This is a genomic window from Ectorhizobium quercum (assembly GCF_026552795.1).
Taxonomy (GTDB): Bacteria; Pseudomonadota; Alphaproteobacteria; order Rhizobiales; family Rhizobiaceae; genus Ectorhizobium; species Ectorhizobium quercum.
In genome coordinates this window covers 338,632-365,489 of sequence record NZ_JANFPI010000002.1, presented here as the reverse complement: position 1 = coordinate 365,489, position 26,858 = coordinate 338,632, and the positions used below count along the sequence as shown (strand labels likewise).

At 64.0% G+C, this 26,858-nt stretch carries 27 protein-coding genes; 10 read left to right on the top strand and 17 right to left on the bottom strand.

What is annotated here, in order from left to right; genetic code table 11:
• Positions 1 to 8: 8 nt before the first annotated feature.
• From NOF55_RS06435 to NOF55_RS06420, 4 genes are all read right to left on the bottom strand, one after another.
• A complete protein-coding gene (locus NOF55_RS06435) occupies positions 9 to 1,322 on the bottom strand; it encodes a cytosine deaminase (protein ID WP_306410518.1) in 1,314 nt (437 codons plus the stop codon).
• Positions 1,322 to 2,155, bottom strand: coding sequence for an ABC transporter permease (locus tag NOF55_RS06430; RefSeq protein WP_306410517.1), 834 nt, complete (start codon positions 2,153 to 2,155; stop codon positions 1,322 to 1,324). Before NOF55_RS06430 ends, NOF55_RS06435 begins: the two co-directional genes overlap by 1 nt.
• Positions 2,152 to 2,973 (bottom strand): ABC transporter ATP-binding protein, encoded by an 822-nt coding sequence (locus NOF55_RS06425; protein ID WP_306410516.1) that lies wholly within the window; start codon positions 2,971 to 2,973, stop codon positions 2,152 to 2,154. Before NOF55_RS06425 ends, NOF55_RS06430 begins: the two co-directional genes overlap by 4 nt.
• 201 nt (positions 2,974 to 3,174) lie before the next feature.
• The gene (locus NOF55_RS06420; protein ID WP_306410515.1) at positions 3,175 to 4,191 is read right to left on the bottom strand and encodes an ABC transporter substrate-binding protein; all 1,017 of its coding nucleotides are present in this window, start codon (positions 4,189 to 4,191) and stop codon (positions 3,175 to 3,177) included.
• Between the two features lie 182 nt (positions 4,192 to 4,373).
• Between NOF55_RS06420 and NOF55_RS06415 the strand changes: the two genes are divergently transcribed.
• Positions 4,374 to 5,327 (top strand): LysR family transcriptional regulator, encoded by a 954-nt coding sequence (locus NOF55_RS06415; RefSeq protein ID WP_306410514.1) that lies wholly within the window; start codon positions 4,374 to 4,376, stop codon positions 5,325 to 5,327.
• A 21-nt stretch (positions 5,328 to 5,348) separates the two neighbouring features.
• On the opposite strand, the gene NOF55_RS06410 is transcribed toward NOF55_RS06415, so the two are convergent.
• The gene (locus tag NOF55_RS06410; RefSeq protein ID WP_306410513.1) at positions 5,349 to 6,146 is read right to left on the bottom strand and encodes a creatininase family protein; all 798 of its coding nucleotides are present in this window, start codon (positions 6,144 to 6,146) and stop codon (positions 5,349 to 5,351) included.
• 302 nt (positions 6,147 to 6,448) lie between these two features.
• Here NOF55_RS06410 and NOF55_RS06405 point away from each other — a divergent pair, with 302 nt between their 5' ends.
• A complete protein-coding gene (locus NOF55_RS06405; RefSeq protein ID WP_306410512.1) occupies positions 6,449 to 6,772 on the top strand; it encodes a hypothetical protein in 324 nt (107 codons plus the stop codon).
• A 135-nt stretch (positions 6,773 to 6,907) separates the two neighbouring features.
• On the opposite strand, the gene NOF55_RS06400 is transcribed toward NOF55_RS06405, so the two are convergent.
• The gene (locus NOF55_RS06400) at positions 6,908 to 7,792 is read right to left on the bottom strand and encodes a DMT family transporter (protein ID WP_306410511.1); all 885 of its coding nucleotides are present in this window, start codon (positions 7,790 to 7,792) and stop codon (positions 6,908 to 6,910) included.
• Between the two features lie 219 nt (positions 7,793 to 8,011).
• On the opposite strand from NOF55_RS06400, the gene NOF55_RS06395 reads away from it, so the two are divergent.
• Both NOF55_RS06395 and NOF55_RS06390 read left to right on the top strand, forming a co-directional pair.
• On the top strand, positions 8,012 to 9,310 hold the full coding sequence (locus NOF55_RS06395) for an adenylosuccinate synthase (RefSeq protein WP_306410510.1): 1,299 nt from the start codon (positions 8,012 to 8,014) through the stop codon (positions 9,308 to 9,310).
• Positions 9,311 to 9,391: 81 nt separating this feature from the next.
• Entirely contained in the window at positions 9,392 to 11,707 is a 2,316-nt protein-coding gene (locus tag NOF55_RS06390; protein WP_306410509.1) for a hypothetical protein, read from the top strand.
• A 290-nt stretch (positions 11,708 to 11,997) separates the two neighbouring features.
• Here the strand turns inward: NOF55_RS06390 and NOF55_RS06385 are convergent, their stop codons facing one another.
• The 4 genes from NOF55_RS06385 to NOF55_RS06370 form a co-directional block, all read right to left on the bottom strand.
• Positions 11,998 to 12,957, bottom strand: coding sequence for a DUF2332 domain-containing protein (locus NOF55_RS06385; protein ID WP_306410508.1), 960 nt, complete (start codon positions 12,955 to 12,957; stop codon positions 11,998 to 12,000).
• Positions 12,958 to 13,131: 174 nt separating this feature from the next.
• Positions 13,132 to 13,599 carry a GNAT family N-acetyltransferase gene (locus NOF55_RS06380; protein WP_306410507.1) on the bottom strand — a complete coding sequence of 156 codons (468 nt, stop codon included), beginning with the start codon at positions 13,597 to 13,599 and terminating at the stop codon, positions 13,132 to 13,134.
• Positions 13,600 to 13,822: 223 nt separating this feature from the next.
• Complete coding sequence (gene rpoH / locus NOF55_RS06375; RefSeq protein WP_306410506.1) at positions 13,823 to 14,725, bottom strand: RNA polymerase sigma factor RpoH; 903 nt, start codon at positions 14,723 to 14,725, stop codon at positions 13,823 to 13,825.
• A gap of 235 nt (positions 14,726 to 14,960) precedes the next feature.
• Complete coding sequence (locus NOF55_RS06370) at positions 14,961 to 15,983, bottom strand: RluA family pseudouridine synthase (RefSeq protein ID WP_306410505.1); 1,023 nt, start codon at positions 15,981 to 15,983, stop codon at positions 14,961 to 14,963.
• A gap of 48 nt (positions 15,984 to 16,031) precedes the next feature.
• Here NOF55_RS06370 and NOF55_RS06365 point away from each other — a divergent pair, with 48 nt between their 5' ends.
• Entirely contained in the window at positions 16,032 to 16,415 is a 384-nt protein-coding gene (locus tag NOF55_RS06365) for a hypothetical protein (protein ID WP_306410504.1), read from the top strand.
• Positions 16,416 to 16,418: 3 nt separating this feature from the next.
• Complete coding sequence (locus NOF55_RS06360) at positions 16,419 to 17,243, top strand: TrmH family RNA methyltransferase (RefSeq protein ID WP_306410503.1); 825 nt, start codon at positions 16,419 to 16,421, stop codon at positions 17,241 to 17,243.
• 34 nt (positions 17,244 to 17,277) lie between these two features.
• On the opposite strand, the gene NOF55_RS06355 is transcribed toward NOF55_RS06360, so the two are convergent.
• Positions 17,278 to 18,429, bottom strand: coding sequence for a coiled-coil domain-containing protein (locus NOF55_RS06355; protein WP_306410502.1), 1,152 nt, complete (start codon positions 18,427 to 18,429; stop codon positions 17,278 to 17,280).
• Between the two features lie 96 nt (positions 18,430 to 18,525).
• Positions 18,526 to 19,110, bottom strand: coding sequence for a DUF1134 domain-containing protein (locus tag NOF55_RS06350; protein WP_370868931.1), 585 nt, complete (start codon positions 19,108 to 19,110; stop codon positions 18,526 to 18,528).
• A 256-nt stretch (positions 19,111 to 19,366) separates the two neighbouring features.
• On the opposite strand from NOF55_RS06350, the gene chpT reads away from it, so the two are divergent.
• Both chpT and NOF55_RS06340 read left to right on the top strand, forming a co-directional pair.
• Positions 19,367 to 20,017, top strand: a complete 651-nt coding sequence (gene chpT / locus NOF55_RS06345) for a histidine phosphotransferase ChpT (protein ID WP_306410501.1) — start codon at positions 19,367 to 19,369, stop codon at positions 20,015 to 20,017.
• 239 nt (positions 20,018 to 20,256) lie between these two features.
• Complete coding sequence (locus NOF55_RS06340) at positions 20,257 to 20,619, top strand: response regulator (protein WP_306410500.1); 363 nt, start codon at positions 20,257 to 20,259, stop codon at positions 20,617 to 20,619.
• Positions 20,620 to 20,743: 124 nt separating this feature from the next.
• On the opposite strand, the gene ctrA is transcribed toward NOF55_RS06340, so the two are convergent.
• A complete protein-coding gene (ctrA, locus tag NOF55_RS06335; RefSeq protein ID WP_306410499.1) occupies positions 20,744 to 21,448 on the bottom strand; it encodes a response regulator transcription factor CtrA in 705 nt (234 codons plus the stop codon).
• A gap of 443 nt (positions 21,449 to 21,891) precedes the next feature.
• Between ctrA and NOF55_RS06330 the strand changes: the two genes are divergently transcribed.
• Positions 21,892 to 22,242 carry a flagellar export protein FliJ gene (locus NOF55_RS06330; protein WP_306410498.1) on the top strand — a complete coding sequence of 117 codons (351 nt, stop codon included), beginning with the start codon at positions 21,892 to 21,894 and terminating at the stop codon, positions 22,240 to 22,242.
• Positions 22,243 to 22,432: 190 nt separating this feature from the next.
• On the opposite strand, the gene NOF55_RS06325 is transcribed toward NOF55_RS06330, so the two are convergent.
• The 4 genes from NOF55_RS06325 to NOF55_RS06310 all read right to left on the bottom strand — a co-directional run bounded on the left by NOF55_RS06325 (position 22,433) and on the right by NOF55_RS06310 (position 25,325).
• The gene (locus NOF55_RS06325) at positions 22,433 to 22,714 is read right to left on the bottom strand and encodes a GNAT family N-acetyltransferase (protein WP_306410497.1); all 282 of its coding nucleotides are present in this window, start codon (positions 22,712 to 22,714) and stop codon (positions 22,433 to 22,435) included.
• Between the two features lie 186 nt (positions 22,715 to 22,900).
• Positions 22,901 to 23,176, bottom strand: a complete 276-nt coding sequence (gene sciP / locus NOF55_RS06320; RefSeq protein ID WP_183789045.1) for a CtrA inhibitor SciP — start codon at positions 23,174 to 23,176, stop codon at positions 22,901 to 22,903.
• A gap of 211 nt (positions 23,177 to 23,387) precedes the next feature.
• Positions 23,388 to 24,107: a sugar transferase gene (locus tag NOF55_RS06315; protein ID WP_306410496.1), complete on the bottom strand. Its 720-nt coding sequence runs from the start codon at positions 24,105 to 24,107 to the stop codon at positions 23,388 to 23,390.
• A gap of 186 nt (positions 24,108 to 24,293) precedes the next feature.
• Positions 24,294 to 25,325, bottom strand: coding sequence for a DUF2793 domain-containing protein (locus NOF55_RS06310; protein WP_306410495.1), 1,032 nt, complete (start codon positions 25,323 to 25,325; stop codon positions 24,294 to 24,296).
• Positions 25,326 to 25,599: 274 nt separating this feature from the next.
• Between NOF55_RS06310 and NOF55_RS06305 the strand changes: the two genes are divergently transcribed.
• Positions 25,600 to 26,850 (top strand): sarcosine oxidase subunit beta family protein, encoded by a 1,251-nt coding sequence (locus tag NOF55_RS06305; RefSeq protein ID WP_306410494.1) that lies wholly within the window; start codon positions 25,600 to 25,602, stop codon positions 26,848 to 26,850.
• Positions 26,851 to 26,858: the final 8 nt, after the last annotated feature.

Here is a 26,858-nt window from a genome sequence, read left to right as displayed (position 1 = left end):
GGGCGGGCTCATGCGCCGGATAGCGGGTCAAGGTCGCGATAATCCGGCAGGCTGCGGTCGATGCCCATGCCATTCCGCATCACGATGCGGTCAGCCTGCGGACGGGAAAGAAATTCGCTCCAGCGCCGCGCGCTGAACAGAACGAGGTCGGCGGGCGCGCCCGTCCGGATGACGCCCTTTTCCGGCTGGTCGAGAATGGCCGCCGGGGTGGCGGTGACGACGCGCGCGGCATCGTCCAGCGGGTGGTCGAGATGCAGGATGCGCACCGCCTCGCGAAACACCTCGACCGGATCGAGGTCGCCATAGGCATAGAAGGGGTCGCGCGTATTGTCCGATGCGACGGCGGTGGCGACGCCGGCGGCGGCCAGTTCGTGGAACAGGGTGACGCCGCGCCAGCGGGGCGTGCGGCCTTCCTCGCGGTCCTGAAGATACATGTTGCACATCGGCAGCGAGACGACGTTGAGGCCCGCCTTCGCCACCTTCTCGATGACCCGCGCAGCCACGGCTTCGTCCTGACGGGCGAGCGAGCAGCAATGACCGACGGTGACGGTGCCCTCGAAGCCGTTGCGGAGCTTCGCCTCCGCCACCGCCTCCAGCGCCAGCACTTCCCTCTCCTTCGTCTCGTCGACGTGGAAGTCGATATCGAGGCCGTTGTCGGCGGCGGCGCGAAAAACGATGTCGAGCCGTTGGGCCAGATCGGGCCACATCTGCGGCACGCCGCCCATCAGCCCGCCGAAGCGCTTCACGGTGGCGACCAGCTCGGCGAAATAGGCTTCGTCGTAAACGTGGTCCATGTTGAACAGGGCGACGGCCTGAAGGTCGATACGGCCTTTCCAGGCGTCGCGCATCTCGCCGAACACCTCGAAGGAAATCAGGTGCTGCGGGACGATGGAATCGAGGTGGGTGCGCAACAGGCCGGTGCCGTGGGCGTAGGCCGAGCGCAGCGAGAAATCCATGCGGGCGCGCACGTCGTCGGCATTCCAGTGCCGCATGCGGTCCATGCCGACCGTTTCCAGCGCGCTCGTGAAGGTGCCGTCGGGATTGCGGCTGCGCTCCCAGATATGGCCCTTGTCGATATGGGTGTGCATGTCGGTGAAGGCGGGCCAGACCATGCCGTCGCGCAGGTCGGCCACCGGCAGGTCGCGGTGGGCTTCGCCGGGGGCGGCAATCGCTTCGATGCGTCCGCCGGAAATCACCAGATCCGCCCGGATCAGCCCTTCTTTGGCGGGGGCATGAAAGCCCTTCACGCAGACGGCCGGCAGGGTGGCGTTTGCCAGCACGTAGCGCGGCGCGGCGGGCAGGGTGAGGAAGGCGTGCGGCATCAGTTTTCCCGTTTGAGGCTGCTTTCGTGCCAGCGATGCAGGCTGAGCCAGGCGATGAACGAGGTCAGCATGAAGATCACCACGCCGAGCGCGGAGAGCATGAAGAGCGCGGCGAAGAGGCGCGGAATGTTCAGGCGGTACTGCGATTCCAGCAGGCGGAAGGCGAGCCCCGAACCGGCGCCGGCGGAGCCCGCGGCGAATTCCGCGACGACCGCGGCGATCAGGGCCAGCCCGCCGCCGATGCGCAGGCCGGTCATGAAATAGGGCAGGGAGGCGGGCAGCTTCAGATAGAGGAGCGTCTGCCAGCGCGACGCGCCATAGAGGTCGAACAGGTTCAGCAGGTTGTGGTCGACGCTCTTCAGGCCCTGCACCATGTTGGAAAGGATCGGGAAGAAGGCGACGAGGAAGGCGCAGATCAGCAGCGCCACCTGCGTCGACGGCGCGTAGATGAGGATCAGCGGCGCGACCGCCACGATGGGCGTCACCTGAAGGATGACGGCGATGGGATAGAAGGCCGTCTCGATCCAGCGCGACTGCACGAGGAAGACGGCGAAGCCGACGCCGCCGGCCAGCGCCAGCCCGAGCGAGAGGAAGGTGATCTGCGTCGTCACCAGCAGCGCCGGGAAGAGCGTGCCCCAGTCCTTCACCAGCGACTGGGCGACCAGCAACGGGCCGGGAAGGATATAGGGCGGGATCTCGTTGAGCGTGACGATCGCCTGCCAGAGCGCCAGAAGGCCGAGCACCATGAGGATGGGGATGACGACCCTCAGTGCCGTGTCGCGATATTTCCACGGGCGCGTCGGCGCGGAAACGGCGGGGGTGGCTTCGCTCATCCGTGTTCCTCCACGCCGCCCATCGCGTCCAGAAGCGTTTTCGACACCATCTCGCAGGCCTGCCGGTATTCCTCCGAGGAACGGTAGAGAGCGTCGCGTTCCAGGCTCGTGTGCAGAGGGAAATCGGCATGCACGCGGCCGGGCCGGGCCTTCATGACGACGATGCGGTTGGAAAGATAGGCCGATTCGAACACCGAATGGGTTACGAAAATCACGGTGATGCCGGTGTCCTTCCACAGCTTCAGCACGTCGTCGTTGAGCTTCTGCCGGGTGATTTCGTCGAGTGCGGCGAAGGGCTCGTCCATCAGCAGCAGCTTCGGCTTCGTCACCAGCGCGCGGGCAATGGAGACGCGCATTTTCATGCCGCCCGACAGTTCGCGCGGATAGGCATCGGCAAAGTCCCCGAGGCCGACCGTTTCCAGCGCCTTCGCGATGTCGGGCCGGGCGGCGGCTTTCGAAACGCCGCGCAGCTTTAGCGGCAGGTGGACATTGCCGAACACAGTCTGCCAGGGCATCAGCGTCGGTTCCTGGAAGACGAAGGAGATGTCGCCTTCCGGCAGGCCGCGCGCGTTGATGCGGGAACTCGGCCAGTCGATGGAGCCGGTGGAGGTGTCGCCCAGCCCGGCGATGATGCGCAGCGCCGTCGACTTGCCGCAGCCGGACGGGCCGAGAAGGCTGATGAACTCACCGCTTTCCACCGTCAGGGACATGCCGGACAAGGCGACCGTGCCGCTGGAAAACACCTTGGAGACCGACTTCATGACGACCAGCGGCCGTTTCGCGGAAGCGGTGGCAGTGGAGGCGGGGGATGCTGTCATCAGCGGCGATTTCCGGTCCGGTGGAATGCGAAATTGATCGTGGAAGCCCCCTCTGGCCTGCCGGCCATCTCCCCCACAAGGGGGGAGAAAATTCGTGGCACCCTCTCGCCCCATTGTGGCGTTTGTGATCGGGGAAGCCGGAACGTTTATCGTTCTCCCCCCGTGTGGGGGAGATGGCGGCAGCCAGAGGGGCTTCTTCCGTTACTTCTTCAGCGAAAGGCCGACGCCCTTGCAGACGAACTGCGTCGTATAGGCCTTGGTGTAGTCGAGGTCGGCCGGCTGGACGCCGATCTTCACCATGTCGTCGAAGAAGGCCTTGTAGCGTTCGTCGGTCATGCAGCCGATGCCCTTGTCTTCAGCCTCGCCCGAAACCACGATGCCGTATTCCTTCATCTTGCCGAGCGAATAGGCGAGCTGGGCATCCGTTATTTCCGGATTGTCCTTCTTGATCAGGTCGTTGGCGGCGGCGTTGTCGCCGTAGAGATAATTGTACCAGCCCTCGATGGAGGCATCGACGAAGCGCTGGACGAGATCGGGATTGCTTTCCACCAGGTCGGTCTTGGTCGTGATCATCGTCGAATACGGATTGTAGCCGTTGTCGGCGAGCAGGAAGACCTTCGGAGCCCAGCCGGTCTGGTTCTCGATTTCGAAGGGTTCGGAGGTCAGGTAGCCCTGCTGCGCGGATTTCGGGTCGGCGATGAAGGGGGCAGGGTTGAAGGTGTAGGGCTTGTACTGGGCGTCGTTGAAGCCCTCGAAATTCTTCTTCATCCACTCGAAGAAGGTGACATAGCCGTCCTTGCCCATGAAGATGGTTTCGAGCCTGGCGAGGTCGGCGAAGGTCTCGACGCCCTGATCCGGGTGGGCGAGCAGAACCTGCGGGTCCTTCTGGAAGATCGCGGCGACGTCGACGAGCGGGATGCCTTCCTTGACGGCGTCCATTTCGCCGAGCGGGCTGCCCATGTAGAAATCGACCCGGCCGGCGATCAGCAGCGCCCGGTTGGCGGCCTGCGGCCCGCCCTGGACGATCGTGACCTTGAGGCCGTATTTCTCGTAGGTGCCGTCGGCGACGGCCTGGTAGAAGCCGCCATGCTCGGCCTGTGCCAGCCAGTTGGTGCCATAGGTGACTTCATCGAGGGCGGCGGCCGGCTGGGCGGCAAGACCAGCGGCGGCGAGGCCGAATGCAGCGAAAAAAGTCTTCGGCGTCAACAAGTTGCTCATGATCGACTGTCCCCCTTCTGGAACTCTGGCGGTTCGGGATTTTATTCCGAACCCGCATTTGACCTGTTGCCTTGCTCTTTGAAAAGCACCAAAATTCGTGCGCAACGATGCCTTTTCGGCATCGGCTGGATCTTTGTCCGTAAATCATGCGGCCTGGCTAAAATTTAAGCAAGGATGTGCCCATGCTTCACTCGCGGAAGCTGCAATATATCGACGAAATTGCCCGCTGCGGCTCCATCCGCAAGGCCGCGGCCCGGCTCAACGTCGCCTCGTCGGCGGTCAACCGGCAGATCCTGGCGCTGGAGGAGGAATTTGGGGCGCCGATCTTCGAGCGCCTGCCGCGCGGGCTGCGCCTGACGGCGGCCGGCGAGCTTTGCATCGAGCATATCCGCGAGGTGCTGAAAAATTATGAGAAACTGGAATCGCGCATTCGCGGCCTGAAGATGCCGCAGGCCGGCAAGGTTTCCATCGTGACGACGGTAGGGCTTGCGGCCGGGCCGTTGCCCGAGGTGATCGGCCGCTTCATGGAAAGCCATCCGCGCGTCCGCATCCTGCTTCTCAACGATGCCGGATCGGCGACGCTGCCGCCGGTCCTGACCGGCGAGGCGGATATCGGCCTCGGCTTCAACATTCCTGCCACGCCCGGCATCCGCACGCTGGCCAATTTCGACGTGCCGGTCGGGGTGGTGATGCCGCAGGGGCATCGGCTGACGGCGTTCGAGGCCATCGATCCGCTGGAGGTGCTTCAGGAAAAGCTGGTGCTGTCCTGCCCCGGCAACAGCCTGCGCAACGCCATCAATCTGGTGCTCGCGCCGCTGGCGCTGCCGGTGGAGCCGGTGCTTGAAACGAACTCCGTCGAACTGATGAAGAAGATGGTCAAGCTGGGATCGGGGCTGTCGCTGCTCAATCCGCTGGATGTGGTTGCCGAATGCCGCCGCGGCGAACTGGCCTTCCGGCCCTTCACCGCACCCTATGTGCGCCATCAGGCGATGAAGCTCTTCGCCCGCGCCCGGGCGCCGCTCGATGCGGCGGCGAGCCTGTTCGCGGAGTATATCATGGCCGAAATGTCGACGATGGTGCATGAATTGCAGTCGGGCGGCGCGGTGCCGGCTCCCGCCGAGCGCCGCGAGGGCTGACGTGATTCGGGCCTTGCCGGCCTATTCGCTGTAGAGATTCGAAAGCGGCCACCCGGCGAGGTCGCCGAGCATCTCGACGAAGCCGGCGACCTGGTGGCGGGCGATGCGCTCGCCGCGTTCGGCTGTGGCGGCGGAAGCGTCGCCGACGACGCCGTTCGGATTCAGGTCGTGGGCGATCCAGGCCAGCGAATGCGGCGGCAGGGGTTGCAGGAAGCGCGAATGCGCCTTCATCTCCTCGGCCTTCGAGCGGAAGTTCTCGGCCTTCTCCATGCGCACCAGGTCGGGACGGAAGTGCAGCATCAGCGATGTCTCGACATCGCCGCCGTGGATGCCGAACTTCGCCTCGTGCTCGCTGACGAGACCGTCCGGATAGCCGAAGCGGGTCCACTGGGTGGAGACGACCTGCATGGAATGGCGCACCCGCAATTCGCGGGCGACGATGTGCATGATGTCGAGATTGCCGCCGTGCGAATTGACGATGACGAGCTTGCGGATGCCGGCCTCGGCCACCTTCCCGCCGATCGCCGTCCAGGCGGGAATGAGAATGTCCCAGCCGAAGGACAGGGTTCCGGGGCCGTAGATATGTTCGTTGGCCTTGCCGATTTCCTGCATGGGAAGAACGAGGGTCGCCAGATCGTCCGGTTTCTGGCGGCGGTATTCGGCCAGCATGCCGGTGGCGATGGCGACGTCCGTGGCAACGGGCAGGTGCGGCCCGTGCTGCTCGGTGGAGGCGATCGGCAGGATGGCGATGGTCCTGTCCGGGTCCAGCCCGGCGAAATCGTAGGTGTTGAGTTCGTTCCAGTAGAAGGGCAGGCCCATCCGGAAATCTCCTGTCGCTCATGGGGTCCCTCCGGCTTAGGCAATTCCCCGTGTTCGGAAAAGCATCAATTTGCGTCCGCACCGATGCCGAATTGAGCGCAATGCGCGCAACCTCCCGAAAAACGGCAATTCGCTAAAATTGAATCTTCCGGTTTAAGCGGGCGGGAAAATCTCGGCGCTATCGTGGTCTTCACGGCGGACGAGGGCCTTGCGCCCTTGCATGAAGCGGTCCGGCCTACAGGGGATGATCCCGATCAAGGACAAGGAGCGGAGAAACCGCTCCAGAGACAGGGACAAGGGTCATGCGCAACACAGCAGCCATCGCACTGGGTCTTCTTCTGGCCGCGGCTCCGGCCCATGCCTTCGGGCCGGGCGGTCTGGCCCGCCAGTTTTCCTCGGCGGTTCCGTCGTCCGAGGTGGTCGGCGCGATTTCATACGCCTCTGCGCGGCATTCCTGCGGCGAATGCGCCGTGATGCCTTTCGCCCGCCTGACGCCGACGGCGAGCGATGCCGGCCGGTTTCTGGCGGCTCTGGGGATGGGAATCGCACCTTTCGCCGTTCCGGCGGCGGAGAGCGCCGACGCTGGCGTGCTGACCGGTTCCGTTCCTTCCGGCGAGCCTCTCTGAGGCTTTCCAGGGGTTCAGGCGCGTCGCCGCCCGCGGACGTTGCGTGACCGTTCCCGGACGGACGCCCTGAACCCGTCCTTCCCGCTTCCACCCTATTGCCGGACGTGCTCCGGGGAGAGACAGCTGCGAAAGGCGTCAGGCCTTCGGCTTGCCCTTTTCGGCGATCGCGATGCCCGCCGTCACGAGGACGAGCGCGACGATGTGGAAGCCGCTCAGGGTCTCGCCGAGGAAGACCACCGAGAGAATCGTGCCGAAAACCGGAATGAGGTTGATGAAGAGGCCCGCCCGGTTGGCGCCGATGACCTCGACGCCCTTGACCCAGAAGATTTGCGACACCAGCGAGGGCAGCAGGCCGGTATACAGAACGAGGAGCCAGCCGCGCGCATCCGGGAAGACGGCGGCTCCGCGCGACATTTCCCAGGCCAGCATGGGCACGGCGCCAACGATGGCGCCGAGCGCGGAAGCCGCCATGAGGCTCTGCCAGCCGATGGCCGGCTTCCAGCGCAGCGCGATCGTATAGACCGCATAGATGGCGGCGGCGGCGAGGACCATCAGGTCGCCGCCGTTCACTTCCAGTTCCAGAAGAGCGGCCGGATTGCCGTGGGAGGCGGTGATGGCGATGCCGGCGATGGTCAGCACGAAGCCGGCCAGTTGCGCCGCCGTGGCGCGGATGCGGAACAGGATGTAGTTGATGATGAAGATCAGCATCGGGATGATTGCCTGCTCGATGGCGCCGTTGACGCCGCTCGTCATCGTCATGGCCGTGTAGAGCAGGGCATTGAACAGCGTATAGCCGAACATGCCGTAGCCGAGCAGCAGCGCCCAGTTCCGCCGCATCAGCGGCCAGTCGCGCCGAAGCTGGGGCAGGGAAACGGCGACGATCAGGACGAAGGCGAGAACCCAGCGCAGGAGATTGAGCATCATCGGGCTGATGTGTCCGATTGCCAGCTTGCCGGAAATCATGTTGCCCGCCCACAGCAGCGTGGCGACGACGAGGAGGAGATAGGCGGTGCGGGACAAGACTCGGGGACCGTTCGCGTTCTGGATTTTCGGGTTCCGGCGACGGTGAAATGCCGGAAACGGAGGCAGATAGCGCGCCGTGCCGCGATTTGTCACGCAAAAAAGGCCATGTTTGCCCTGTAAACGGAGTCGCTTTCCGCAAAACAAACCATTATAGATGCGCGGGTTTGGAATGGCCCGGGAACGAGTTTCACCCGGGCGTACTACAGGAATTTATCGATGACGAATGTCGTGGTTGTTGGTTCGCAGTGGGGCGACGAAGGCAAGGGCAAGATCGTTGACTGGCTGTCCGAGCGCGCGGATGTCGTGGTCAGGTTTCAGGGCGGACACAATGCGGGCCACACGCTGGTGATCGACGGCGTCAGCTACAAGCTCTCCCTTCTGCCCTCGGGCGTGGTGCGTCCGGGCAAGCTGGCCGTGATCGGCAACGGCGTGGTCGTCGATCCGCATGCACTGATCGCCGAAATCGGCCGTATCGAGGCGCAGGGCGTCAAGATCACCCCCGACAATCTGCGCATCGCCGACAACGCCACGCTGATCCTGTCGCTGCACCGCGAACTCGACGGCATGCGCGAGGACGCCGCCTCGAACAGCGGCACGAAGATTGGCACCACCCGGCGCGGCATCGGCCCGGCCTATGAGGATAAGGTCGGGCGTCGCGCCATCCGCTTCATGGATCTTGCCGATCTCGACACGCTGCCGGGCAAGGTCGATCGTCTTCTGACCCACCACAACGCGCTGCGCCGCGGCCTCGGCGCGCCGGAGGTGGAGCACAAGGCGATCATGGAGGAACTGACGTCCATCGCCGACAAGGTGCTGCCGTTCCGCGAAACCGTCTGGAGACTGCTCGACCGCGAGCGCCGCAAGGGCGCGCGCATCCTGTTCGAGGGGGCCCAGGGGTCGCTGCTCGACATTGACCACGGCACCTATCCGTTCGTGACGTCCTCGAACACCGTCGCCGGCCAGGCCGCCGCCGGTTCGGGCATGGGGCCGGGCGCGCTCGGCTATATTCTCGGCATCACCAAGGCCTATACGACCCGCGTCGGCGAAGGTCCGTTCCCGACCGAACTGACCGACGAGATCGGCCAGTTCCTCGGCGAGCGTGGCCGCGAATTCGGCACGGTGACGGGCCGCAAGCGCCGTTGCGGCTGGTTCGACGCGGCGCTGGTGCGCCAGGCGGTGGCCACCAACGGCATCACCGGCATCGCATTGACCAAGCTCGACGTGCTGGACGGTCTCGACGAGATCAAGATCTGCGTCGGCTACAGGCTGGACGGGGAGGAAATCGACCATCTTCCGGCCAGCCAGGGCGCGCAGGCGCGCATCGAGCCGATCTACATCACGCTGGAAGGGTGGAAGGAATCCACCGTCGGCGCGCGCAAGTGGGCCGACCTGCCCGCCCAGGCCATCAAGTACGTCCGCCAGGTCGAGGAACTGATCGGCGCGCCGGTGGCTCTGCTTTCGACCAGTCCCGAGCGTGACGATACCATACTTGTGACCGATCCCTTTGAGGATTAATGTCGCGGCGTGTTCGGGGCGACTTCCGGTCCCTGACTTTATCCATCCGGCGCTGGCGCCGGAGAGCATGAGAAGGAACTGATGGCGGATTTTGTCGCTGTTATTCGCCGTGCCGTGGACGGCCTGGCGAACAATACGCCCGAAATGCGGGTGAAGGTTTACGACAAGGCTCGTAGCGCCGTTACCCGGCAGTTGGAGAGCATGAAGCCGCGCCCGCCCGAGGCGTTGTTCCAGCGTCAGCTCGAAAAGCTGGAAGAGGCGATCCGGGAGGTCGAGGCCGAGCATGCCGAGGCGCTGCCGGAAGAGGACACCGCTGCGCCCCTTGCAGTTCCTGTGCCCGAGCCGGAACCCGAACCGGAGCCTGTCGAACCGGAGCCTGCCGCGACCGTAGCGGAAGAAGCGCCCGCCGAGGAGGAGCCGGACGCGCAGAACGAGCCCGTTGCCGATGCCTCTGCCCCCTGGAGCGAGGAGCCGGCGCCCGAGCCCGTGTCCGAACCGGAACCCTTGGCGGAATACGCGCCTGCACCGCGGGAGCCGTCTGGCGAGGAGACGACGGAAAACGGCGATATCCACGAGACCGCGGCCATCGAGGAAGCGGCCTACGAGCAGGAAGCGATTTACGAGGAAGAACCGGCGCCCGCGGCGGCAGAGCCGGAACCGGCTGCCGACGAGCCTGAAATCGCCCCGATCCCGCATGAGGAGGAGCCCGAACCGGCTGTTCCGGTCGAGCCGGCGGAGACTTTCGAACAGGTCGAAACCGGCTATGCCGACGATCTGCCGGAATATGCGGCCGTCGAGCATGAGCCCGAGGAATATGCCGAACAGGCGCCGGCCGTCGAGCCGGAGCCGGTTTTCGAAGCTCCCGAAACGATCGAGCCGCTGGCTCCGGTCGTTGAACCCGAGCCGACGGCCGAGGCCGAGCCGGCCTATGAGCCGGAATCCGTTTCCGACGTGCCGGTCGAGCCGCCGGTGGACAGCGACGAGCCGTCGGTGGACAAGGATGGCCCGGAAGCGTGGCCCGCCGAAGAGGCGCCCGTTGCCGGTGCCTCGCAGCAGGAGCCGGCATGGGATTGGCCCTCGCACGGTGAACTTGAGATACCTGCGACGCCAGCCCCATCCGACGGGCAGGACAAGCCGCGCTCTCCGGCCTCGATCATCGACGATTTCGATGCCTATCTCGAAGGGCGGGAGACCGCTGCCGAGCCCGCGCCCTCTGCCGAGCCTGCCGATGCCGGCAAGGGCCAGAGGGACCCGAACGATGCGTGGAGCGATTTCGAGGCCCTGATCGGTTATGACGGCAACGCCGCTTCGGCGCCCGCTGCCGCCGCCGAGGACAGGTCTTCCGCCGGCAAGGCGGCGTCGGTTGCCGACGACGAAGAGCATATTCCCGGCGAGACGGCCTATCCCTATCGCGCCGTGCCGAAGCCGCGTCCGAATTTCGCGAAGATCGGCCTTGCCGGTCTCGCCGTCCTGCTGCTGGCGGGCGGCGGTTATGCGCTCTGGCTCAACCGCGATGCGATGACGGAGCTTTTCAACGGCCCGGCCACGCCCTCGGGCACACCGGTCGTTTCCACCGGTAACGGCGGCGCGGCTGCGCCGGAAGGCAGTCCGGCTGCGGCGGATCCCCAGTCGGATCCGGCCGAGGAAGCGGTGCCGAGCACCAAGTTCACGCAGCGCCTGACGCCGGAAGGCACCGAAGTCGACGAAGGCCCGGCAGCGGGCACGGGCGGCGCCCCGACGACCGAAGGCCAGTCGGTCGCCCAGCAGAACGTCGCTCCGCCGCCTGCGGCCGGCCCACAGGAGGGCGGCCAGAACGGTGCGGCGACGGCAGCTCCGGCCGTGCCCGGAGAGAAAATGCTTCTCTATGAGGAAATGCTTGGCCAGACCACGCCGACCGCGATCGAGGGCGGCGTCGTGTGGGAAGAGCGCGAAGAGGCCGACGATGCTGGCCGGCCCCAGGCCGTCGTGCAGGCGACGCTGACCGTTCCGGGCCGCAACCTGACGGCGCTCGTGACCTTCAAGCGCAATGCCGACCCCTCTCTTCCGGCAAGCCATCTGGTCGAGATCGTCTTTTCCGTTCCGGCCGATTTCGCCGGCGGCGCCATCGAAAGCGTCCAGCGCATTTCGATGAAGCGCACGGAGCAGGACCGGGGCAATCCGCTGATTGCCGTTCCCGCCCGCATCACCGACGATTTCCACATGATCGCGCTCAACGATTTCCCCGATGCGCGCGCCACCAATCTGGAACTGCTGCGGACCCGCGACTGGATCGATATCCCCGTCACCTATCGCAACGGCCGCCGCGCGCTCCTGACGCTGGAAAAGGGCACGACCGGCACGGAAGCCTTCAACAAGGCGATGACCCAGTGGGAACAGGCCGGCGCGGCGCAGCAATAAGGCGAAGGCGGCGGGAGGGCGCATCCCTCCCGCAGGGTCGTCTGCCGCACATGTCGGGTTTTTTGAGCCGCTGATCGTCCGTCCATCGAGGCGGGAACGGTGCGTCCTTTCTGGCCGGCACGGGACGGCATTCGTGCTTCGGGCATGCCGTTGTCTGCTGGAGGCGCAAAGCCCTGTGGCAACGGGGCGTCGCGCCCATTCGGCCGGCACTTGTCTGCCGCCGCTGAGAATCCGATTTGAAGGCTTGCTTGCGTTGAAAGCTGCGGGACGACCGTTGCCGACTTCCCGGCTCAGAGCCACTGAAGTTCCTGGCCATGTGGACCCGTCCACGCCACGGGTTGTCCGTTAATGTTCAAAAGGAACATGTTTTCGCGAATTGGTCCGGCTTTTTCGGCAAACTCGGGAAAAACACCTGGGCTTTCGTTGCTAAGCCAGACAACTCCTGTGTCGATCATGCTGCGGGCAAAAGCATCGCGATCATTCTGATCCGCAATGTAGCTTAAAACTGCCGTATGAAATACCACAACGGTCGCATCGCTCGGCGCTTCTGCAATCAACCCGGACAGATCCTGCCTGAGGTCTCCGGCCACAACGCGGGGGCGGTTTTTTCGGGCCACCTGAACAGCAGCGCGCAGACGCGCAAAGCGCTCATGATGTTCAGGCCAGATGAGATTCTCAAGCCACGCAACATCTTCATGGTTCGATAGGTCCAGCGGATTGAGGTCCAGTCCAGCCCTCCACACGATCTCAGGATGTTGAAGCGGAAGAGGAGCGTTTTCCGAAGCATGGCAATGGAATACGGGCGCTATCGCGCCAAATTGAGAGGGGGGCGCCAACTGCTGACGTTCCCAGTCGTACCCGTAAGCATCCGGCAGAAGACATAGACCGGCGGAAGCGCCGACCTCTATCAGCGCCAGAGGGCCTTGCATCTGGCACAGTGACGGCAGGAATGCTGCACAACGTCCGGGTTCATTCGTCTGGGTCGTACGCGTCACCATGACTTCGGCAATTGCCTGCGCGTGTTCGCCAAGCGCCTCATCGAACTCGGTGATTGACATCGGTGTCCCGCAAACATGGCGCAGTGCGGCGAAAAGCAGATTCGGCTGTTGTCTGTCCCGAGGAAGACGACTGAGAAAGGTCAGGGCGTGCTGTGTTCCCGCCACATGCTTCGCCAGTGTTTCGTAGAGAGGAGATCGTCCCGCGGCCTCCACGCGTGCAAAGCGTCGATAGCGTTCGGCTATGGAATTCATACCAAATTCCCAAGATGTGAGACCCGCTCCAGTTTGACGGAGTGGCCTGGTCCGGGCAAGGTTTGCTTCGGATTGAAAGTTTGCCGTCGCAAATCCGGGTATTCTGCAACGGTATTTCTATGGGGGACCGGGAAGAGCCGGCCGGTTTTCGTCCGGCGGGCGCCCTTGCGTGCCTTACCCTTCCACCGGTTTGGCCATGTAGACCGTCGTGCCGCCCATGAAGGGCTCGGTCAGGGTGATGGCGTAGCCCGTTCGCCGGTAGAGCGCGACATTGGTCTCGAAAGCGGCGTTGGTCAGGAGCTGGACCTCGCTCCGGCCGGCCACTCTGGCCAGATGCTCGGCGCGGGCGAGGAGCATCCTGCCGTAGCCCTTGCCCTGCTCGACGGGGGAAACGGCGATATTCTCGATCCAGAGATGATCGTCCTTCAGCATGGTTTCGATTACCCCGACGACGAGGCCGTCGACGGTCAGGAGCTCGATATGGTGTTCCATGACCGCCTTGTCGTAATCGGCCTTCATCGGCAGCGGCTCGCGGCCGACGACCGGAACCCATCGCTTGTAGGCCGCCCGGACGATGTCGCGGACCAGCGCAACGTCGGCGGCTGTGGCGGTGACGAATTCCGGTGCTGGGGTTGAAGCCATGTCATGTTCCTTGTTCGACGGTTGAAGGCAAAGAAAAACCCTGCCGGCGGGGTTCGCGGGCAGGGTCGGGTTCCGGTTTCGGAAGGGGTATGCGGCTTTATGCCGTGCCCCGTCTCCCGCCAAACGCCGACGCGCCCCGCTTTGCAGCGTGGCGACGGCGTCGGTTCGCGGAGATCAAGACGAATGCGTTCATGGCCTCAGTCTAGCAATCCGGGGAGCGGCGTCAAGCGTCCACCACCCTGAGGGCGTTTGCGGCTTCCACGGCCTGCTTCTGTACGGCCTCCTGCACCTTTTCGAAGGCACGCACCTCGATCTGGCGCACGCGCTCGCGGCTGATGTCGAATTCGGTGGAGAGTTCCTCCAGCGTCACCGGGTCCTCGGACAGGCGCCGCGCCTCGAAGATGCGGCGTTCGCGGTCGTTGAGAACGCTCATGGCCTTGGCCAGCATGCGGCGGCGGGTTTCCAGCTCGTCCTGCTCGATCAGCGTCGCTTCCTGGCTTTCGCTCTCGTCCACCAGCCAGTCCTGCCACTGGCCGCCTTCGCCTTCGGAGGCGCGCAGCGGCGCGTTCAGCGAGGCGTCGCCGGACAGGCGGCGGTTCATCGACACCACCTCCTCTTCGGAGACGTTGAGCTTGGTGGCGATCTCCTTCACCTGGTCGGGCCTCAGGTCGCCGTCGTCGATGGCCTGGATGCGGCCCTTGAGGCGGCGCAGGTTGAAGAACAGGCGCTTCTGGTTGGCGGTGGTGCCCATCTTCACCAGAGACCACGAGCGCAGGATATATTCCTGGATGGACGCCTTGATCCACCACATGGCGTAGGTCGCCAGACGGAAGCCGCGTTCGGGGTCGAATTTCTTCACGGCCTGCATCAGGCCGACATTGCCTTCGGAAACGACCTCGCCGATCGGCAGGCCATAGCCGCGATAGCCCATCGCGATCTTCGCCACGAGGCGCAGGTGGCTGGTGACGAGCTGGTGGGCGGCATCGCGGTCGCCATGTTCCTGATAACGCTTGGCCAGCATGTATTCCTGCTGCGGCTCAAGCATGGGAAACTTGCGGATCTCGTCCAGATAGCGGTTCAGACCGGCTTCCCCGGCCGTGATCGTCGGCATCGAATTGCGGGCCATAAAGCACCCTCCTTGTAAAACGGCCCCCCTTGTCATCTCCCCGAGGCGGACCCATATCAGGTTCAACGCTAGAGCGAGGAAATGGCTCCCATGCGGGCGAGCCTTTTGCCACGGTTTCATGGAAACCCGTGTCTACGATTTACCAGTTAAGTGCGGCCGAACCGTGTTTCAATAGCGGCGGAGGGTCACACCCGTGTGATGAACCGAAAAAATCGTCACTTTGTTGCAGGCGGCCCTATTCCCTCAGCGCACCAGCCAGTTTTTCCATGTCGTCGGGCAGCGGAGCCTCGAAGCGCATCACCTCGCCGGTGCGCGGATGTTCGAAGGCCAGCATATAGGCGTGAAGCGCCTGACGGGGAAAGGCGTTGACGGTTGCCTTGGCCTCGTCCGGCAGGAGATTGGCCTTGGTGCGGAAGGCGGCGCCGTAATCCGCATCGCCGATCAGCGGATGGCCGATATGGGCCATGTGAACGCGGATCTGGTGGGTGCGGCCGGTTTCCAGGCGGCACTCGACCAGAGAGGCGAGGCAGGTCGCGTCCGGCTTCTCGCGGAACCGCTCGATCACCTCGTAATGGGTGATGGCCTCGCGGGCGTCGTCGCTTTCCTCGCGCTTGACGGCGCGCTTGGTGCGGTCGCCGGCGCGTCCGAGCGGCGCGTCGATCGTCCCGGCCAGCCGGTTCGGGCGGCCCCAGACGATGGCCATGTAGGCGCGTTCCAGTGGCCCGGTGCGGCCGTGGTCGGCAAATTGCGCGGCCAGATGCCGGTGGGCCGTGTCGTTCTTGGCGACCACCATGACGCCGGTCGTATCCTTGTCCAGACGATGGACGATGCCGGGGCGGCGCACGCCGCCGATGCCCGAAAGGCTCATCCCGCAATGGTGGATCAGCGCGTTGACCAGCGTGCCCGTCCAGTTGCCGGCGCCGGGATGGACGACGAGGCCGGCGGGTTTCACCAGCACGATCAGGTCGTCATCCTCGTAAAGCACGTCGAGCGGAATATCCTCGCCCTGCGGCTCGGGGTCTTCCGGCTGGGGCATGCCGATCTCTACCGTCTCGCCCGGATGCACCTTGCGCTTCGGCTCGGCGACGGGCTTGCCGTCGACGAAAACCGAGCCGCCCTCGATCAGCGCCTTGACGCGGCTGCGGGAGATTTCGCCTTCCAGAGCGCCCGCCAGCCAGGCGTCGAGACGGCCGCTCGCGCCTTCAGGCACGATCAGGACTTTCTTCTCGCCTTCGGCTTGTTTAAAGGGATCGCTCATCGATAGTTTTCTTCCAAATGCCGGAAACGGACCAGAAACGGGGTTGTCATGTCGCAGATCGAACCAGAAGTCGAGGAGGAAAAGCCGCTCGACCCGGTGATGGAGAACGTTCGCCGCAAGATGATCCGTCTCCAGATCGTTTCGGGCCTCGTCATGTTCGTCAGCCTTATGGCGGTGTTCGGCGCCGTTGTCTACAAGGTGACGACCGGCGGCAGGTCCGAACCGGCTCCCGCTGCGACCCCGACTCCGGTGCCGGCTGATGCGCCGCTCAACCTTCTGGCCGCGCTGCCGGCGGGGTTCACCGTCACGCATGTCTCGCTCTCCGGCCCGCAGGTGCTGTTCTACGGCACGGCGGCGGACGGAGGCGCGCGCGCCTATGTCTTCGACATCACCACCGGCCGCATCGCCGCGACGATCGCTGTCGGCGAGTAGGCCGTGGCCGCGCCCGTCGCCATAGACGATCCGGACGACCCGCGCGTCGCCGCGTTCCGCGACATCAGCGAGCGCGATCTGGTCGGGCGGCAGGGCCGCTTCATCGCCGAAGGCACCGTCGTCCTGCGCATGCTGGCGGCGGCCCATGCGGCGGGGCGGTTCCGGGCGGAGCAGGTCCTCATCCTCGAAAATCGCCTGCCGGGCGTCGAAGCGATTCTCGATGCCTTTCCGGCCGATGTTCCCGTCTATGTGGCGCCGGCGCGGGTCATCGACGCCGTCGCCGGCTTTCACCTGCATCGCGGTGTGCTGGCCATCGGCCGCCGTCCCGACGCGGCGCCCGATCTCGATTCGCTGATCGCAACGCTTCCGGACCGCGCCTTGGTGCTGGCGGGCTGCGGCATCTCCAACCACGACAATGCCGGCAGCCTGTTTCGCAACGCCGCGGCGTTCGGCGCGGATGCGCTGTTTCTCGATGAAACGAGCTGCGACCCGCTTTACCGCAAGGCGCTCCGGGTTTCGGTCGGTTCGGTGCTGGCCGTGCCGTTCGTCAGGCAGGGCAGCATTCTCGATCTACTGGAAAAGCTCGATGCCGCCGGTTTCGCCGTCTGGGGGCTTTCGCCGCGCGGCGAGGCGGAGGTCGGCGACATTCCCGTCGGCCCGCGCATGGCGCTGGTGATGGGCACGGAAGGCGAGGGGCTGCCGCAGGCGGTCATGTCCCGGTTCAGGACGGCACGGATCGCCCAGCGCCCGCATCTCGACAGTCTCAACGTCGCGATGGCGGCGGGGATCGGTCTCTACCGGATCGCGCAGCTCCAGGGCCGGATCTGAGGCCCCCGGGCGGGGCACGGCGGGTGTTCTGCCGTTACTCCTTGCCGATCTCGCGCTCGGCCATCGCCGTCTTGATCCGGGCCGCGAGGCTGATGCGGCCGCCGTCCCGGACGGGCGGGCTGGCTATCAGGATCTCGCGGATCCGTTCGGCATTCTGGCCCCGTCCGCCGGCATAGGCGGTCATCGCGGCTGCCAGATCGGCCAGTTCCTCGCGCAGCGCGTCGTCGTCGCGGTCGGTTTCGGCGGCGCGGATGCGTTCCATCAGCGCCTTGCTGCGCTTTTCCAGCCGCTCGACTTCGCGGTTTTCTCTCGGCATCTCGTCATCGACCTCGTCAACGGGCGGGCCGGCCTGATCCGGCACCTGTTCGTCGGCCCCCGCCAGCGACAGGGACAGTTTCAGGCTTTCGTTCTGGCGCAGCAGATCGCGCAGGCGCTCCCTGAGCTGCTCGACCTCGCGCTGGCGCCGTTCCAGCCGGGTTTCCATATCGGCCAGATCGGCGGCCTGTTGCAAGGTTTTCTGTTCCAGCCGCGCGAGACGGTCCTCGGACTGGCCGGAGCGGCGCTCGAGGTCGGAAAGGCTGCTGGTGGACTGGAGATAGTCGTTGCGCAGCAGGTCCCGCTCGTTGCGAAGGGCCTGCACGCGGGCGGCGAGGTTCTCGTTTTCCGCCTGACGGGCCGCAACGTCCAGGCGAAGGCCGGAAATGTCGGTCTCGAGGCGGCGGGCGCGCTCCTCGTGCAGGCCGATCTCCTTGCGCAGCGTGTCGATGGTGGTCTGGGAGAGATCGAGTGCCGCCTTCAGGTCGGCATTGTGCATGCCCAGGCGGCGGTTTTCCGTCCGCATGTCGGCGGCGGCGGTGTTCATCTCCTCGATATGCAGTTTCAGGTCGTCGGTTTCCGCCTTCAGGCGGGCGGCTTCGGCGGCCATGTCCTCGGCCTGTCTTGCCGCCGCCAGCCGGGCGTCCCGCTCCTGGCGCAGATCGTGGCCGATCCTGGCGGCTTCGGCGGCGTAGACCGCGCGCTCCATGTCCTTCTGCGCCCGCACTTCCTCGGGGCTGATGGGCATCGTCGCGTAGATGCGCCGCTCCGTATAGGCGACGATCCGCCGGTGGATGGCGGGCGCAATCGCCACGGCCAGCAGCGCCGCCGTCAGAAATCCCAGTGCGAACAGAAGCGCATATTCGATCACGGCTGGCCGTTTCCTTCGCCCGCTTTCCTGATTGCCGACCGGTGATGTCTAGACCATGTCGCCGCCGGCAAGCGATTATCCTTTAATGCCCGCGGCTCAGAACGGGTTCCAGGTTGGCGAGCGCGTCACCTTCAGATAGCCGAGATTGACGCCGAGTCGCGCGCCGATGCCGGTGCGGATCGGAACGAGCAGGACGTTGTTGTTCGACAGGACCGTCATGCCGAATCCGGCGACGATGAAGGCGGAACCGCTGACGCCGCCGTAACGCCTGTAGAGCGCGTCGACGGAGGGCAGGTTGTAGACGAGCATCATGGTGCGCGCGCCCTGGCCGCCGTAGTCGAGGCCGAGGGAGGGGCCCTGCCAGAAGGTGGGATGCTGGCCGGCATTCTTGGTGTAAAGGTCGCCCTCGCCATAGGTGAGGCCGGCGATGAAGGCGCCCGAGCCTTCCTGGCCGAGAATATAGCCGTTGGGCAGGCCGTAGCGTTCGAAGGCCTTTTCCACGACCTTGGCGAGGCCGCCGCTGGTCGAGCCGAAGAAACCGTGTCCGGCATCCACGATTTCCTGAATGCTGTACTGGCTGTTGCCGCTTTGGGCCAGCGCCGGAACGGCCGCACCGGATGTCGCGGCGAGCGTGGCGATCAGGCCGAGCATCTGCCGGCGGGTGAAGTTGTCGAAACGCATGTTGTTCGGTCCTTCCGGTTGGGCGCGACCCGGCCCCTCCTCGCGCCAAATACGGTTTTGCGGGTGATTTCCATCCGATTCCGCAGCTATTTCGCCGTCGGGCGACGGGAATGATATTTGCTCCGATGGTGTTAACATTCGGTTTACCAAAACTGGTGTCATTATGACCCATATCCGCGACCGCTTCGCGTGCCGGGCCTTTTCGCTTTTGCGGCGTGCGGGCAGGCGGGCGGGCTCGACTCTTCAGGAGACATGCATGCCGAAGAATCCCAATCTCACCCTGTCCGGGTCGGACCTCGCAGCGTTGCTGTGCAGCCGGGTCTGTCACGACGTCATTTCTCCCGTCGGCGCGATCAACAACGGGCTGGAACTGCTGGACGAGGGCGGCACGGATGCCGATGCGATGGACCTGATCCGGACCAGTGCGCTCAATGCCTCCGTGCGACTCAAATTCGCCCGGCTCGCCTTCGGCGCTTCCGGCTCGGCGGGCTCCTCGATCGATACCGGGGAAGCCGAAAAGGCCGCCAAGGACTTCGCCGCCGCCGAAAAGAAGACGGAAGTCACCTGGTCGGGACCGCGCGCCATCGTCCCCAAGAACCGCGTCAAGTTGCTTCTGAACCTCTTTCTCGTGGCATATGGCGCCATCCCGCGCGGCGGCTCCATCGACATCGTCCTGGAGAACCCGGAATTCGACGCGGTGTTCACCCTGACGGCCAGGGGGCGCATGCTGCGCGTGCCGCCGAAGTTCCTGCAACTCGTCGAAGGCAAGCTGGAAGAGGCGGTGGATGCCCATGCCATCCAGCCATACTACACCATTCTGCTCGCCGACGAGAGCGGCATGGAACTTTCCCATGTCGTCAACGAGGACAATATCGTCTTCACGGCGCGCATCGTTCCGGCGGAGTGACACGGGCGCAGTAACCCTTCCTTATCGTCTGTCGTGCTTGAATGGCTGGCGGAGAGGCCCTGTGAGGGGCATCTCGCGCCGGCTTTCGGCGGTCTAGAGCATGTCCGGTGAACACAGGTTCACCGGACATGCTCTGGCTCTTTGTTTTTGCCGCATTGTCCGACGCCGAAGCGATTCCGCTTCGGCTGGAAATGCTCCAACCGAAGCCCGGCATTCCGGACGTAACGAAAGGTGCCGATATGAAACGCCTGATGATCGTGGACAATTCCGATATCGTTCGGAAGGTCGGGCGGCGCATCCTGACGGAAATCGGTTTTCTCGTCAGCGAGGCGCGCGATGCCGGCGAGGCCCTGGACCGGTGCCGGGCCGAGCTTCCCGATGTCGCCATCGTCGATTCGTTCGCGGACGGTGCGCTGGAACTGATTGCGGAGATGCGCCGCCTTGCCGGCGACCGCCAGATCAGGATCTTCTATTGCCTGGTCGAGAACGACCTAAAGAAGATGATGGTCGCCAAGCGCGCCGGCGCCACCGATTTCATGCTGAAGCCCTTCGACCGCCGAAGCCTGACGGCCGCGGTCGGCACCATCGATACCGCCGCCTGATCCCGCCGAAGCGTGGTCCCAGACCCGGGGAAGGGCGTGGACGCCTGCGGGCCGAAAAACGAGAAGAGCCTGCCCTTCCGGCAGGAAGGACAGGCCCGTAAATGGCTGGCGGTACGGGTCTTTTTCAGGCGGTTTCGAGGAATTCGGCGCTGCCGTCGGGCTCGCGCAGCACATAGCCGCGGCCCCAGACCGTTTCGATGTAGTTGGCACCGCCGGCGGCGTTGGCCAGCTTCTTGCGCAGCTTACAGATGAAGACGTCGATGATCTTCAGTTCCGGCTCGTCCATGCCGCCATAGAGGTGGTTCAGGAACATTTCCTTGGTCAGCGTCGTGCCCTTGCGCAGCGAGAGCAGCTCGAGCATCTGGTATTCCTTGCCGGTCAGGTGAACACGCTGGCCGCCGACCTCGACGGTCTTGGCGTCGAGGTTCACCACCAGCTCGCCGGTGACGATGATCGACTGGGCGTGGCCCTTGGAGCGGCGCACGATCGCGTGGATGCGGGCGACCAGCTCATCCTTGTGGAAGGGCTTGGTCATGTAGTCGTCCGCGCCGAAACCGAGGCCGCGAACCTTGTCTTCGATCCCGGCCATGCCGGACAGGATGAGAATGGGCGTCTTGACCTTCGAAAGGCGCAGCGTGCGCAACACTTCGTAGCCGGACATGTCCGGCAGGTTCAGGTCGAGAAGGATGATGTCGTAATCGTAGAGCTTGCCCAGATCGACCCCTTCCTCGCCGAGGTCGGTCGTATAGACGTTAAAGCTTTCCGACTTGAGCATCAGCTCGATGCTCTGCGCTGTGGCGCTGTCGTCTTCGATGAGTAGAACCCGCATGTTAATCCCCTTTACCGCCGCCGAAAGGTGTTTGACTGCCCCCTACGCGATACGGACCCAGACATTGCCTGATTTGGAAGCTGCCACCAAATGGTTAACAAATTCTGATTCCCTCTGGCAAGGTGTATCGAATTTATTAAATAAGATTGGCACTTCCCTGTTTTCACACATGAATCTGTCATCGCCAAAACTGAATCTCTACGTGAGGAAATCCCGCTAAGTGATTCAACCGACTCATCATTGCCGGTTCGTTTTTTTGAGGCGCCGTATTTACCGACCCTTAAATGATCGTCCCTATCATTAACGATGCCCGTAAACGAAAGGTTACCATCGGTAGGTTTTTGTTAAGGTCGAGATGTTTTTTCGCCACAGGTTCTCTAAAGGAGCCGTTAACGGGTGCATCTGTAAGTAAGCCGGGATCTCGCGTCACGGGAGTATAGCGTATGAAGCCGCATGACAGTCTTGTCCGCCTGAAGGAATTTCAGGTGAACGAAAAACGCCGCCAGCTGCAACAGTTGCAGATGATGATTGCAGAGTTCGAGAAAATGGCGAAGGAGCTGGAGCACCAGATCACTCTGGAGGAAAGCAAATCCGGCATTAGCGATCCGAATCACTTCGCCTACCCGACCTTTGCCAAGGCGGCGCGCCAGCGTGCCGACAATCTTCAGGTCTCGATCCGCGACCTGAGGACCCAGCAGGAAGCTGCGGAGCTCGCCTTCGAGGAAGCTGTCGCAGAACGCGACAAGGCGGCCGCCCTTGGCGAGCGCGACGGAGCGATGCGCGCCCGGGCCTGATGTCCCGGAGCGAGGCAGGCTTCATCTTCCGTGCGGATCACCGCTCCGCGGGGCGGGGAGAAAAGTCATGTCCGCCCGCTACGTTCCACGGGCGGGCATGACTTTCCTGGATCTGGCCTGAAACGAGGCGCGCGAATCCGTTCGCGCGCCTTTGGCGTTCGCCTGTTCGCTGCGGACCGGCGGCTTGGCGTCAGCCGGCGATCACGTCGCGCCATTCGGGGTGACGTGCGACCTGCGCCTTGAAGAAGGGGCAGAGCGGAATGATGCGCCAGCCGTTGGAGCGCGCATCCTCGACGGCCCTGAGGGCGAGGGCCTGCCCAACGCCCCGGCCGCGCAACGCATCCGGAACGCCGGTGTGATCGAGGATGATCAGTGTCGGCGATGTGCGGGAAAAGGTCATTTCGGCTTCGTGGCCGTCCACCACCGCAACGTAGCGGCCGCCGCTCGGCCTGTCCTCGCGAACGATATCCATTCTGTCCTCCCTGATCCTTCGTTTCGGAATGTCTTTGAAACTGGCGATTCCGGCGAAAAAGGCAAGGGGTGGCAAGGCATGGGGCAGGGGCGTGCCAACGGCGAAAGCCCGCATGCGGCCGTCAAGGCGCTGGCGGGCTTTCGGAAAAATCTTTCGCCGGCCGGAAAACCCGGCCCGGAAGCTGGGTCAGTGGCGATACTGCTGGATGCGCGTGGTGCGCAGGCCGGCAAGACCGTGATCGTTGATGGAGGATTGCCAGGACAGGAACTCCTCGACGGTCAGGGTATAGCGCTCGCAGGCTTCCTCGAGGCTGAGCAGGCCGCCTCTTACCGCTGCGACGACCTCCGCCTTGCGGCGGATCACCCAGCGGCGGGTGTTTGCCGGCGGCAGATCGGCAATCGTCAGCGGACTCCCATCGGGGCCGATGACGTATTTTACTCGGGGACGCATCACTTCGGTCATTGTACTCTCTACACAAACTCAAGACCACGGATGAAACTCTAGCCCGCCACATTTAAAAATTGCCTAAACGGATGAGCGCAATTTTTCCTATTTGCCCGACAGGGCGCATAGGGCGCCTCAGACAGCCTTTTTCGGCGTTTTACGGGCCAAAAACGAAAAAAAAGCGCCGAAACGGCGCCTTTGGGTATTCACATCGTGGCAGGAAAAGGGATCAGAACCCCTTTCCGCCCTTCAATTCCGAAACGATCGTGCCGAAGATAATGCGCATATCGAGCCAGAAAGAGAAGTTTTCCACGTAATGAAGGTCGCATGCGATGCGTGCCCGCGCCTTGCCGGGACGGTCGGTCGGCCCGCGAAGGCCGCGCATCTGGGCAAGGCCGGTCAGGCCGGGGCGCACCACATGGCGGCGATGATAGTCCGGAACCAGCTCTTCATAGGGAATGCCGGCGGCCAGCATGCCGATGGCGTGGCAACGCGGCCCCACCAGCGACATGTCGCCTTTCAGCACATTGAGCAGCTGCGGCAGCTCGTCGATATTGGTGCGGCGCAGCACCGCGCCGACGCGCGTCACGCGCGGATCGTTCTGCACGGTCTGGGCGACGCCCGTCACATCGCAGAGATCGGTGCGCATCGAGCGGAACTTGAAGACGCGAATCTTCTTGCCGTCCTTGCCCCAGCGCGTCTGGCTGAAGAACACGGGGCCGGGGCTGTCCAGCTTGATCAATGCGGCAACTGTCAAAAAAAGCGGCAGGAGCATCAGCAGGGTTGCACCTGACGCAGCGATGTCGAAAGCCCGCTTCATCGCGAACTGGATGGCTTTGCGCGGCGCATATTGCGGCAGCGCGACGTCGATCATCGGATCATGATGGACGAGTTGCGGTGTCTCTTGAGACTTAGTGTCGTCGCTTCTCAGCACTTCAAGGATGCTCACGCTGTTCACCCGATAACACAGTTGGAGGTTAATCTCGGTCGTTTTTTAAACCATTCGGCTTTTCAAGTCATCACGTAAATTAAGTATTGGTTAACCCTCGAGCGACTTTTTGCGGTTGGAGGTCTACAGGCGAAATGGTGCGAAATTGTGAAACGGTGCACCTGCAAGGCACTGTTTCGCCAGCACTTACAGCATGACACCTGTCAATTCAGTCCTGTTCTCACCGCATTCGAGTTGTGCGTTGCCTGCATGACTGATCGACAGCCTGTCTCCCGAGTTGAGACGTGCGAATCCCGTTACGGTCTGGGTCAGGGCGACGGAGCCCGAGGCGCCTCCCTGGCATTTCAGCAGTTCCGTCGTGCCGTTGGCGAGCAGGGTGATCTCGTGGCCGGCGGAGGACAGGATCACCAGTTTCATCGACAGGAAATAGAGGCCGCCTGCGGGAATGTGCAGTGCGAAACCGGCCGAGAGCGCCGTGTCGAGAACCGCGTCGCCCTGAAGATTGGAAATGTGCTGGAAGCCCGTTTGGCTGCCGGGGGCGGGCGACAGCGTTCCGGGGCCGGACCAAGCACGGAAAGCCGGATTGAGCGGCCGGTGGACCTCGCCCGATTGCGTGACGGCGAGCGCCGTCGCCCAGCCGGTCCCGTCGCCGACCTTGATGGAGAATTCGTTGTTGCCGCTCAGGCCCATTTCCGCGAAGCCGGTCCAGTCGGACTGGAAGAGGAGCGAGGCGGTGTCGCCGGCGGCGGCCTTGTTGATCTTGAGTTGATGGCCGTTTCCGGCATGGGTCAGAAGCGTGGCGTCGGCGGCGACCGCCAGCCGGTTGGTCTGGTCCGCGGCCGTCGAGATGCCCAGTGTCCGGCATTCGGCCTCGTCGGGAAGCGGCACGCCGCGCCAGCCGTCGCCGTCGTAGACGAGCAGCCGTCCGCCCGCCATGTCCCACGCGCGCCAGCCGGCTCGCGGGGCGAGATAGATCCACGCGCCGTCCTGGCGCATGGCGATTCGCCCGTCGCGGCCGCTCCATTCGCCGTCCGCGCCGAGAGCGATGGCGAAGCACCGGCCTTCCTCGGGCGAGGCGGGTGGCGAGGCCAGCGTTGCGGCGAGCGTCAATTGCACGGTCGCGTCCAGCCGCTGGAGCGCCTCGTTGTGCGTCACATGCTTCTGCGCCTGGGAGGGGAGAATGTAGGGCATTTCGAGATTGGCTGTGTTTTCCGTCATGGCTGCGCTTTCAATGGTGTCGTTGCTCGCCTGAGATTACGCCCGGGCGGCGGTGCGGGAATGCCGCATGCCTCAACCCATTGAAAAACCTTGGTTCGTATTTCCGTATTTAAGCCTTGAGGGGTGCCTATCGGGCCGATCGGGATTTTTCGCGGCCGGGCCGGGGCGGAATTGGGGTCATATCGGGGCGGAACGCCGGACAGGTCCGTTTTTTTGTTTTTTCTTGCGCCCGGCTGTGCCAACCTGATTCCGGTTTGCCGAAATGGATTCACGCATGCGATACTCAGCCCTTTCCATCATCAAGAATGCCTTCAGCGGAAATCGTGACTGGAAACCCGCCTGGCGAGAGCCGGAGCCCAAGCCCCATTACGACGTCATCATCGTCGGCGGCGGTGGCCACGGTCTGGCGACGGCCTATTATCTCGCCCGGGAGTTCGGCATCAGGAACGTCGCCGTTCTGGAAAAGTCCTGGCTCGGTTCGGGAAATATCGGCCGCAACACCACGATCATCCGGTCGAATTACCTGCTGCCGGGCAACAATCCGTTCTACGAACTGTCCATGCAGCTCTGGGAAGGGCTGGAGCAGGATTTCAATTTCAATGCGATGGTTTCGCAGCGCGGCATCATCAACCTGTTCCATTCGGACGGGCAGCGCGATACCTATCGCCGCCGCGGCAACGCCATGCGGCTGCACGGGGTGGATGCGGAAATCCTCGACCGCAAGGACCTGCACAAGATCGCCCCCTATCTCAATTTCGACCATGCGCGCTTTCCGGTCCTCGGCGCGCTTCGCCAGAAGCGGGCCGGAACGGCGCGTCACGATGCGGTGGCCTGGGGCTATGCGCGCGGCGCCGACAGCCGGGGCGTCGATCTCATCCAGCATTGCGAGGTGACGGGCATTCGCCGCGAGGGCGGCCGGGTGACGGGGGTGGAGACGACGAGGGGCTTCATCGGCTGCAACAAGCTGGCGCTGGCGACCGCCGGCCATTCCTCGGTGACGGCGGGAATGGCCGGGCTGACGCTGCCGATCGAGACGCATGTGCTCCAGGCGTTCGTCTCCGAAGGGCTGAAGCCGGTGATCGACACCGTCATCACCTATGGCGGCGGACACTTCTATATATCGCAGTCGGACAAGGGCGGCCTCGTCTTCGGCGCGGATATCGACATGTATTCCTCCTATGCCCAGCGCGGAAACCTGGCGACGGTGGAGAAAACCCTCGAGGAAGGCGTTTCGCTGATCCCTGGCCTGTCGCGCGTTCGCGTGCTTCGCTCCTGGGGCGGGGTGATGGACATGACGATGGACGGATCGCCGATCATCGACAAGGCACCGCTCGACAATCTGTATCTCAATGCCGGCTGGTGCTACGGCGGCTTCAAGGCGACGCCGGCCTCCGGCTTCTGCTTCGCCCACCTGATCGCGCGGGAGGAGGCGCATCCCGTCGCCCGCGCCCTTCGCCTCGACCGCTTCCAGCGCGGCCTTCTTCTCGACGAGGGCGGCAAAGGCCCTCAACCCAATCTTCACTGAGACATATC

What these genes read in the sequence shown, in the direction of transcription:
- NOF55_RS06395 (WP_306410510.1), top strand. Translation starts at nt 8,012, where the DNA reads ATGACGAATGTCGTGGTTGTTGGTTCGCAGTGGGGCGACGAAGGCAAG.
- NOF55_RS06420 (WP_306410515.1), bottom strand. Translation starts at nt 4,191, where the DNA reads ATGAGCAACTTGTTGACGCCGAAGACTTTTTTCGCTGCATTCGGCCTC.
- NOF55_RS06390 (WP_306410509.1), top strand. Translation starts at nt 9,392, where the DNA reads ATGGCGGATTTTGTCGCTGTTATTCGCCGTGCCGTGGACGGCCTGGCG.
- NOF55_RS06425 (WP_306410516.1), bottom strand. Translation starts at nt 2,973, where the DNA reads ATGACAGCATCCCCCGCCTCCACTGCCACCGCTTCCGCGAAACGGCCG.
- sciP (WP_183789045.1), bottom strand. Translation starts at nt 23,176, where the DNA reads ATGACCGAAGTGATGCGTCCCCGAGTAAAATACGTCATCGGCCCCGAT.
- NOF55_RS06410 (WP_306410513.1), bottom strand. Translation starts at nt 6,146, where the DNA reads ATGGGCCTGCCCTTCTACTGGAACGAACTCAACACCTACGATTTCGCC.
- NOF55_RS06415 (WP_306410514.1), top strand. Translation starts at nt 4,374, where the DNA reads ATGCTTCACTCGCGGAAGCTGCAATATATCGACGAAATTGCCCGCTGC.
- ctrA (WP_306410499.1), bottom strand. Translation starts at nt 21,448, where the DNA reads ATGCGGGTTCTACTCATCGAAGACGACAGCGCCACAGCGCAGAGCATC.
- NOF55_RS06435 (WP_306410518.1), bottom strand. Translation starts at nt 1,322, where the DNA reads ATGCCGCACGCCTTCCTCACCCTGCCCGCCGCGCCGCGCTACGTGCTG.
- NOF55_RS06325 (WP_306410497.1), bottom strand. Translation starts at nt 22,714, where the DNA reads ATGGATATCGTTCGCGAGGACAGGCCGAGCGGCGGCCGCTACGTTGCG.
- NOF55_RS06430 (WP_306410517.1), bottom strand. Translation starts at nt 2,155, where the DNA reads ATGAGCGAAGCCACCCCCGCCGTTTCCGCGCCGACGCGCCCGTGGAAA.
- chpT (WP_306410501.1), top strand. Translation starts at nt 19,367, where the DNA reads ATGCCGAAGAATCCCAATCTCACCCTGTCCGGGTCGGACCTCGCAGCG.
- NOF55_RS06365 (WP_306410504.1), top strand. Translation starts at nt 16,032, where the DNA reads ATGTCGCAGATCGAACCAGAAGTCGAGGAGGAAAAGCCGCTCGACCCG.
- NOF55_RS06385 (WP_306410508.1), bottom strand. Translation starts at nt 12,957, where the DNA reads ATGAATTCCATAGCCGAACGCTATCGACGCTTTGCACGCGTGGAGGCC.
- NOF55_RS06370 (WP_306410505.1), bottom strand. Translation starts at nt 15,983, where the DNA reads ATGAGCGATCCCTTTAAACAAGCCGAAGGCGAGAAGAAAGTCCTGATC.
- NOF55_RS06350 (WP_370868931.1), bottom strand. Translation starts at nt 19,110, where the DNA reads ATGCGTTTCGACAACTTCACCCGCCGGCAGATGCTCGGCCTGATCGCC.
- NOF55_RS06340 (WP_306410500.1), top strand. Translation starts at nt 20,257, where the DNA reads ATGAAACGCCTGATGATCGTGGACAATTCCGATATCGTTCGGAAGGTC.
- NOF55_RS06330 (WP_306410498.1), top strand. Translation starts at nt 21,892, where the DNA reads ATGAAGCCGCATGACAGTCTTGTCCGCCTGAAGGAATTTCAGGTGAAC.
- rpoH (WP_306410506.1), bottom strand. Translation starts at nt 14,725, where the DNA reads ATGGCCCGCAATTCGATGCCGACGATCACGGCCGGGGAAGCCGGTCTG.
- NOF55_RS06405 (WP_306410512.1), top strand. Translation starts at nt 6,449, where the DNA reads ATGCGCAACACAGCAGCCATCGCACTGGGTCTTCTTCTGGCCGCGGCT.
- NOF55_RS06310 (WP_306410495.1), bottom strand. Translation starts at nt 25,325, where the DNA reads ATGACGGAAAACACAGCCAATCTCGAAATGCCCTACATTCTCCCCTCC.
- NOF55_RS06305 (WP_306410494.1), top strand. Translation starts at nt 25,600, where the DNA reads ATGCGATACTCAGCCCTTTCCATCATCAAGAATGCCTTCAGCGGAAAT.
- NOF55_RS06380 (WP_306410507.1), bottom strand. Translation starts at nt 13,599, where the DNA reads ATGGCTTCAACCCCAGCACCGGAATTCGTCACCGCCACAGCCGCCGAC.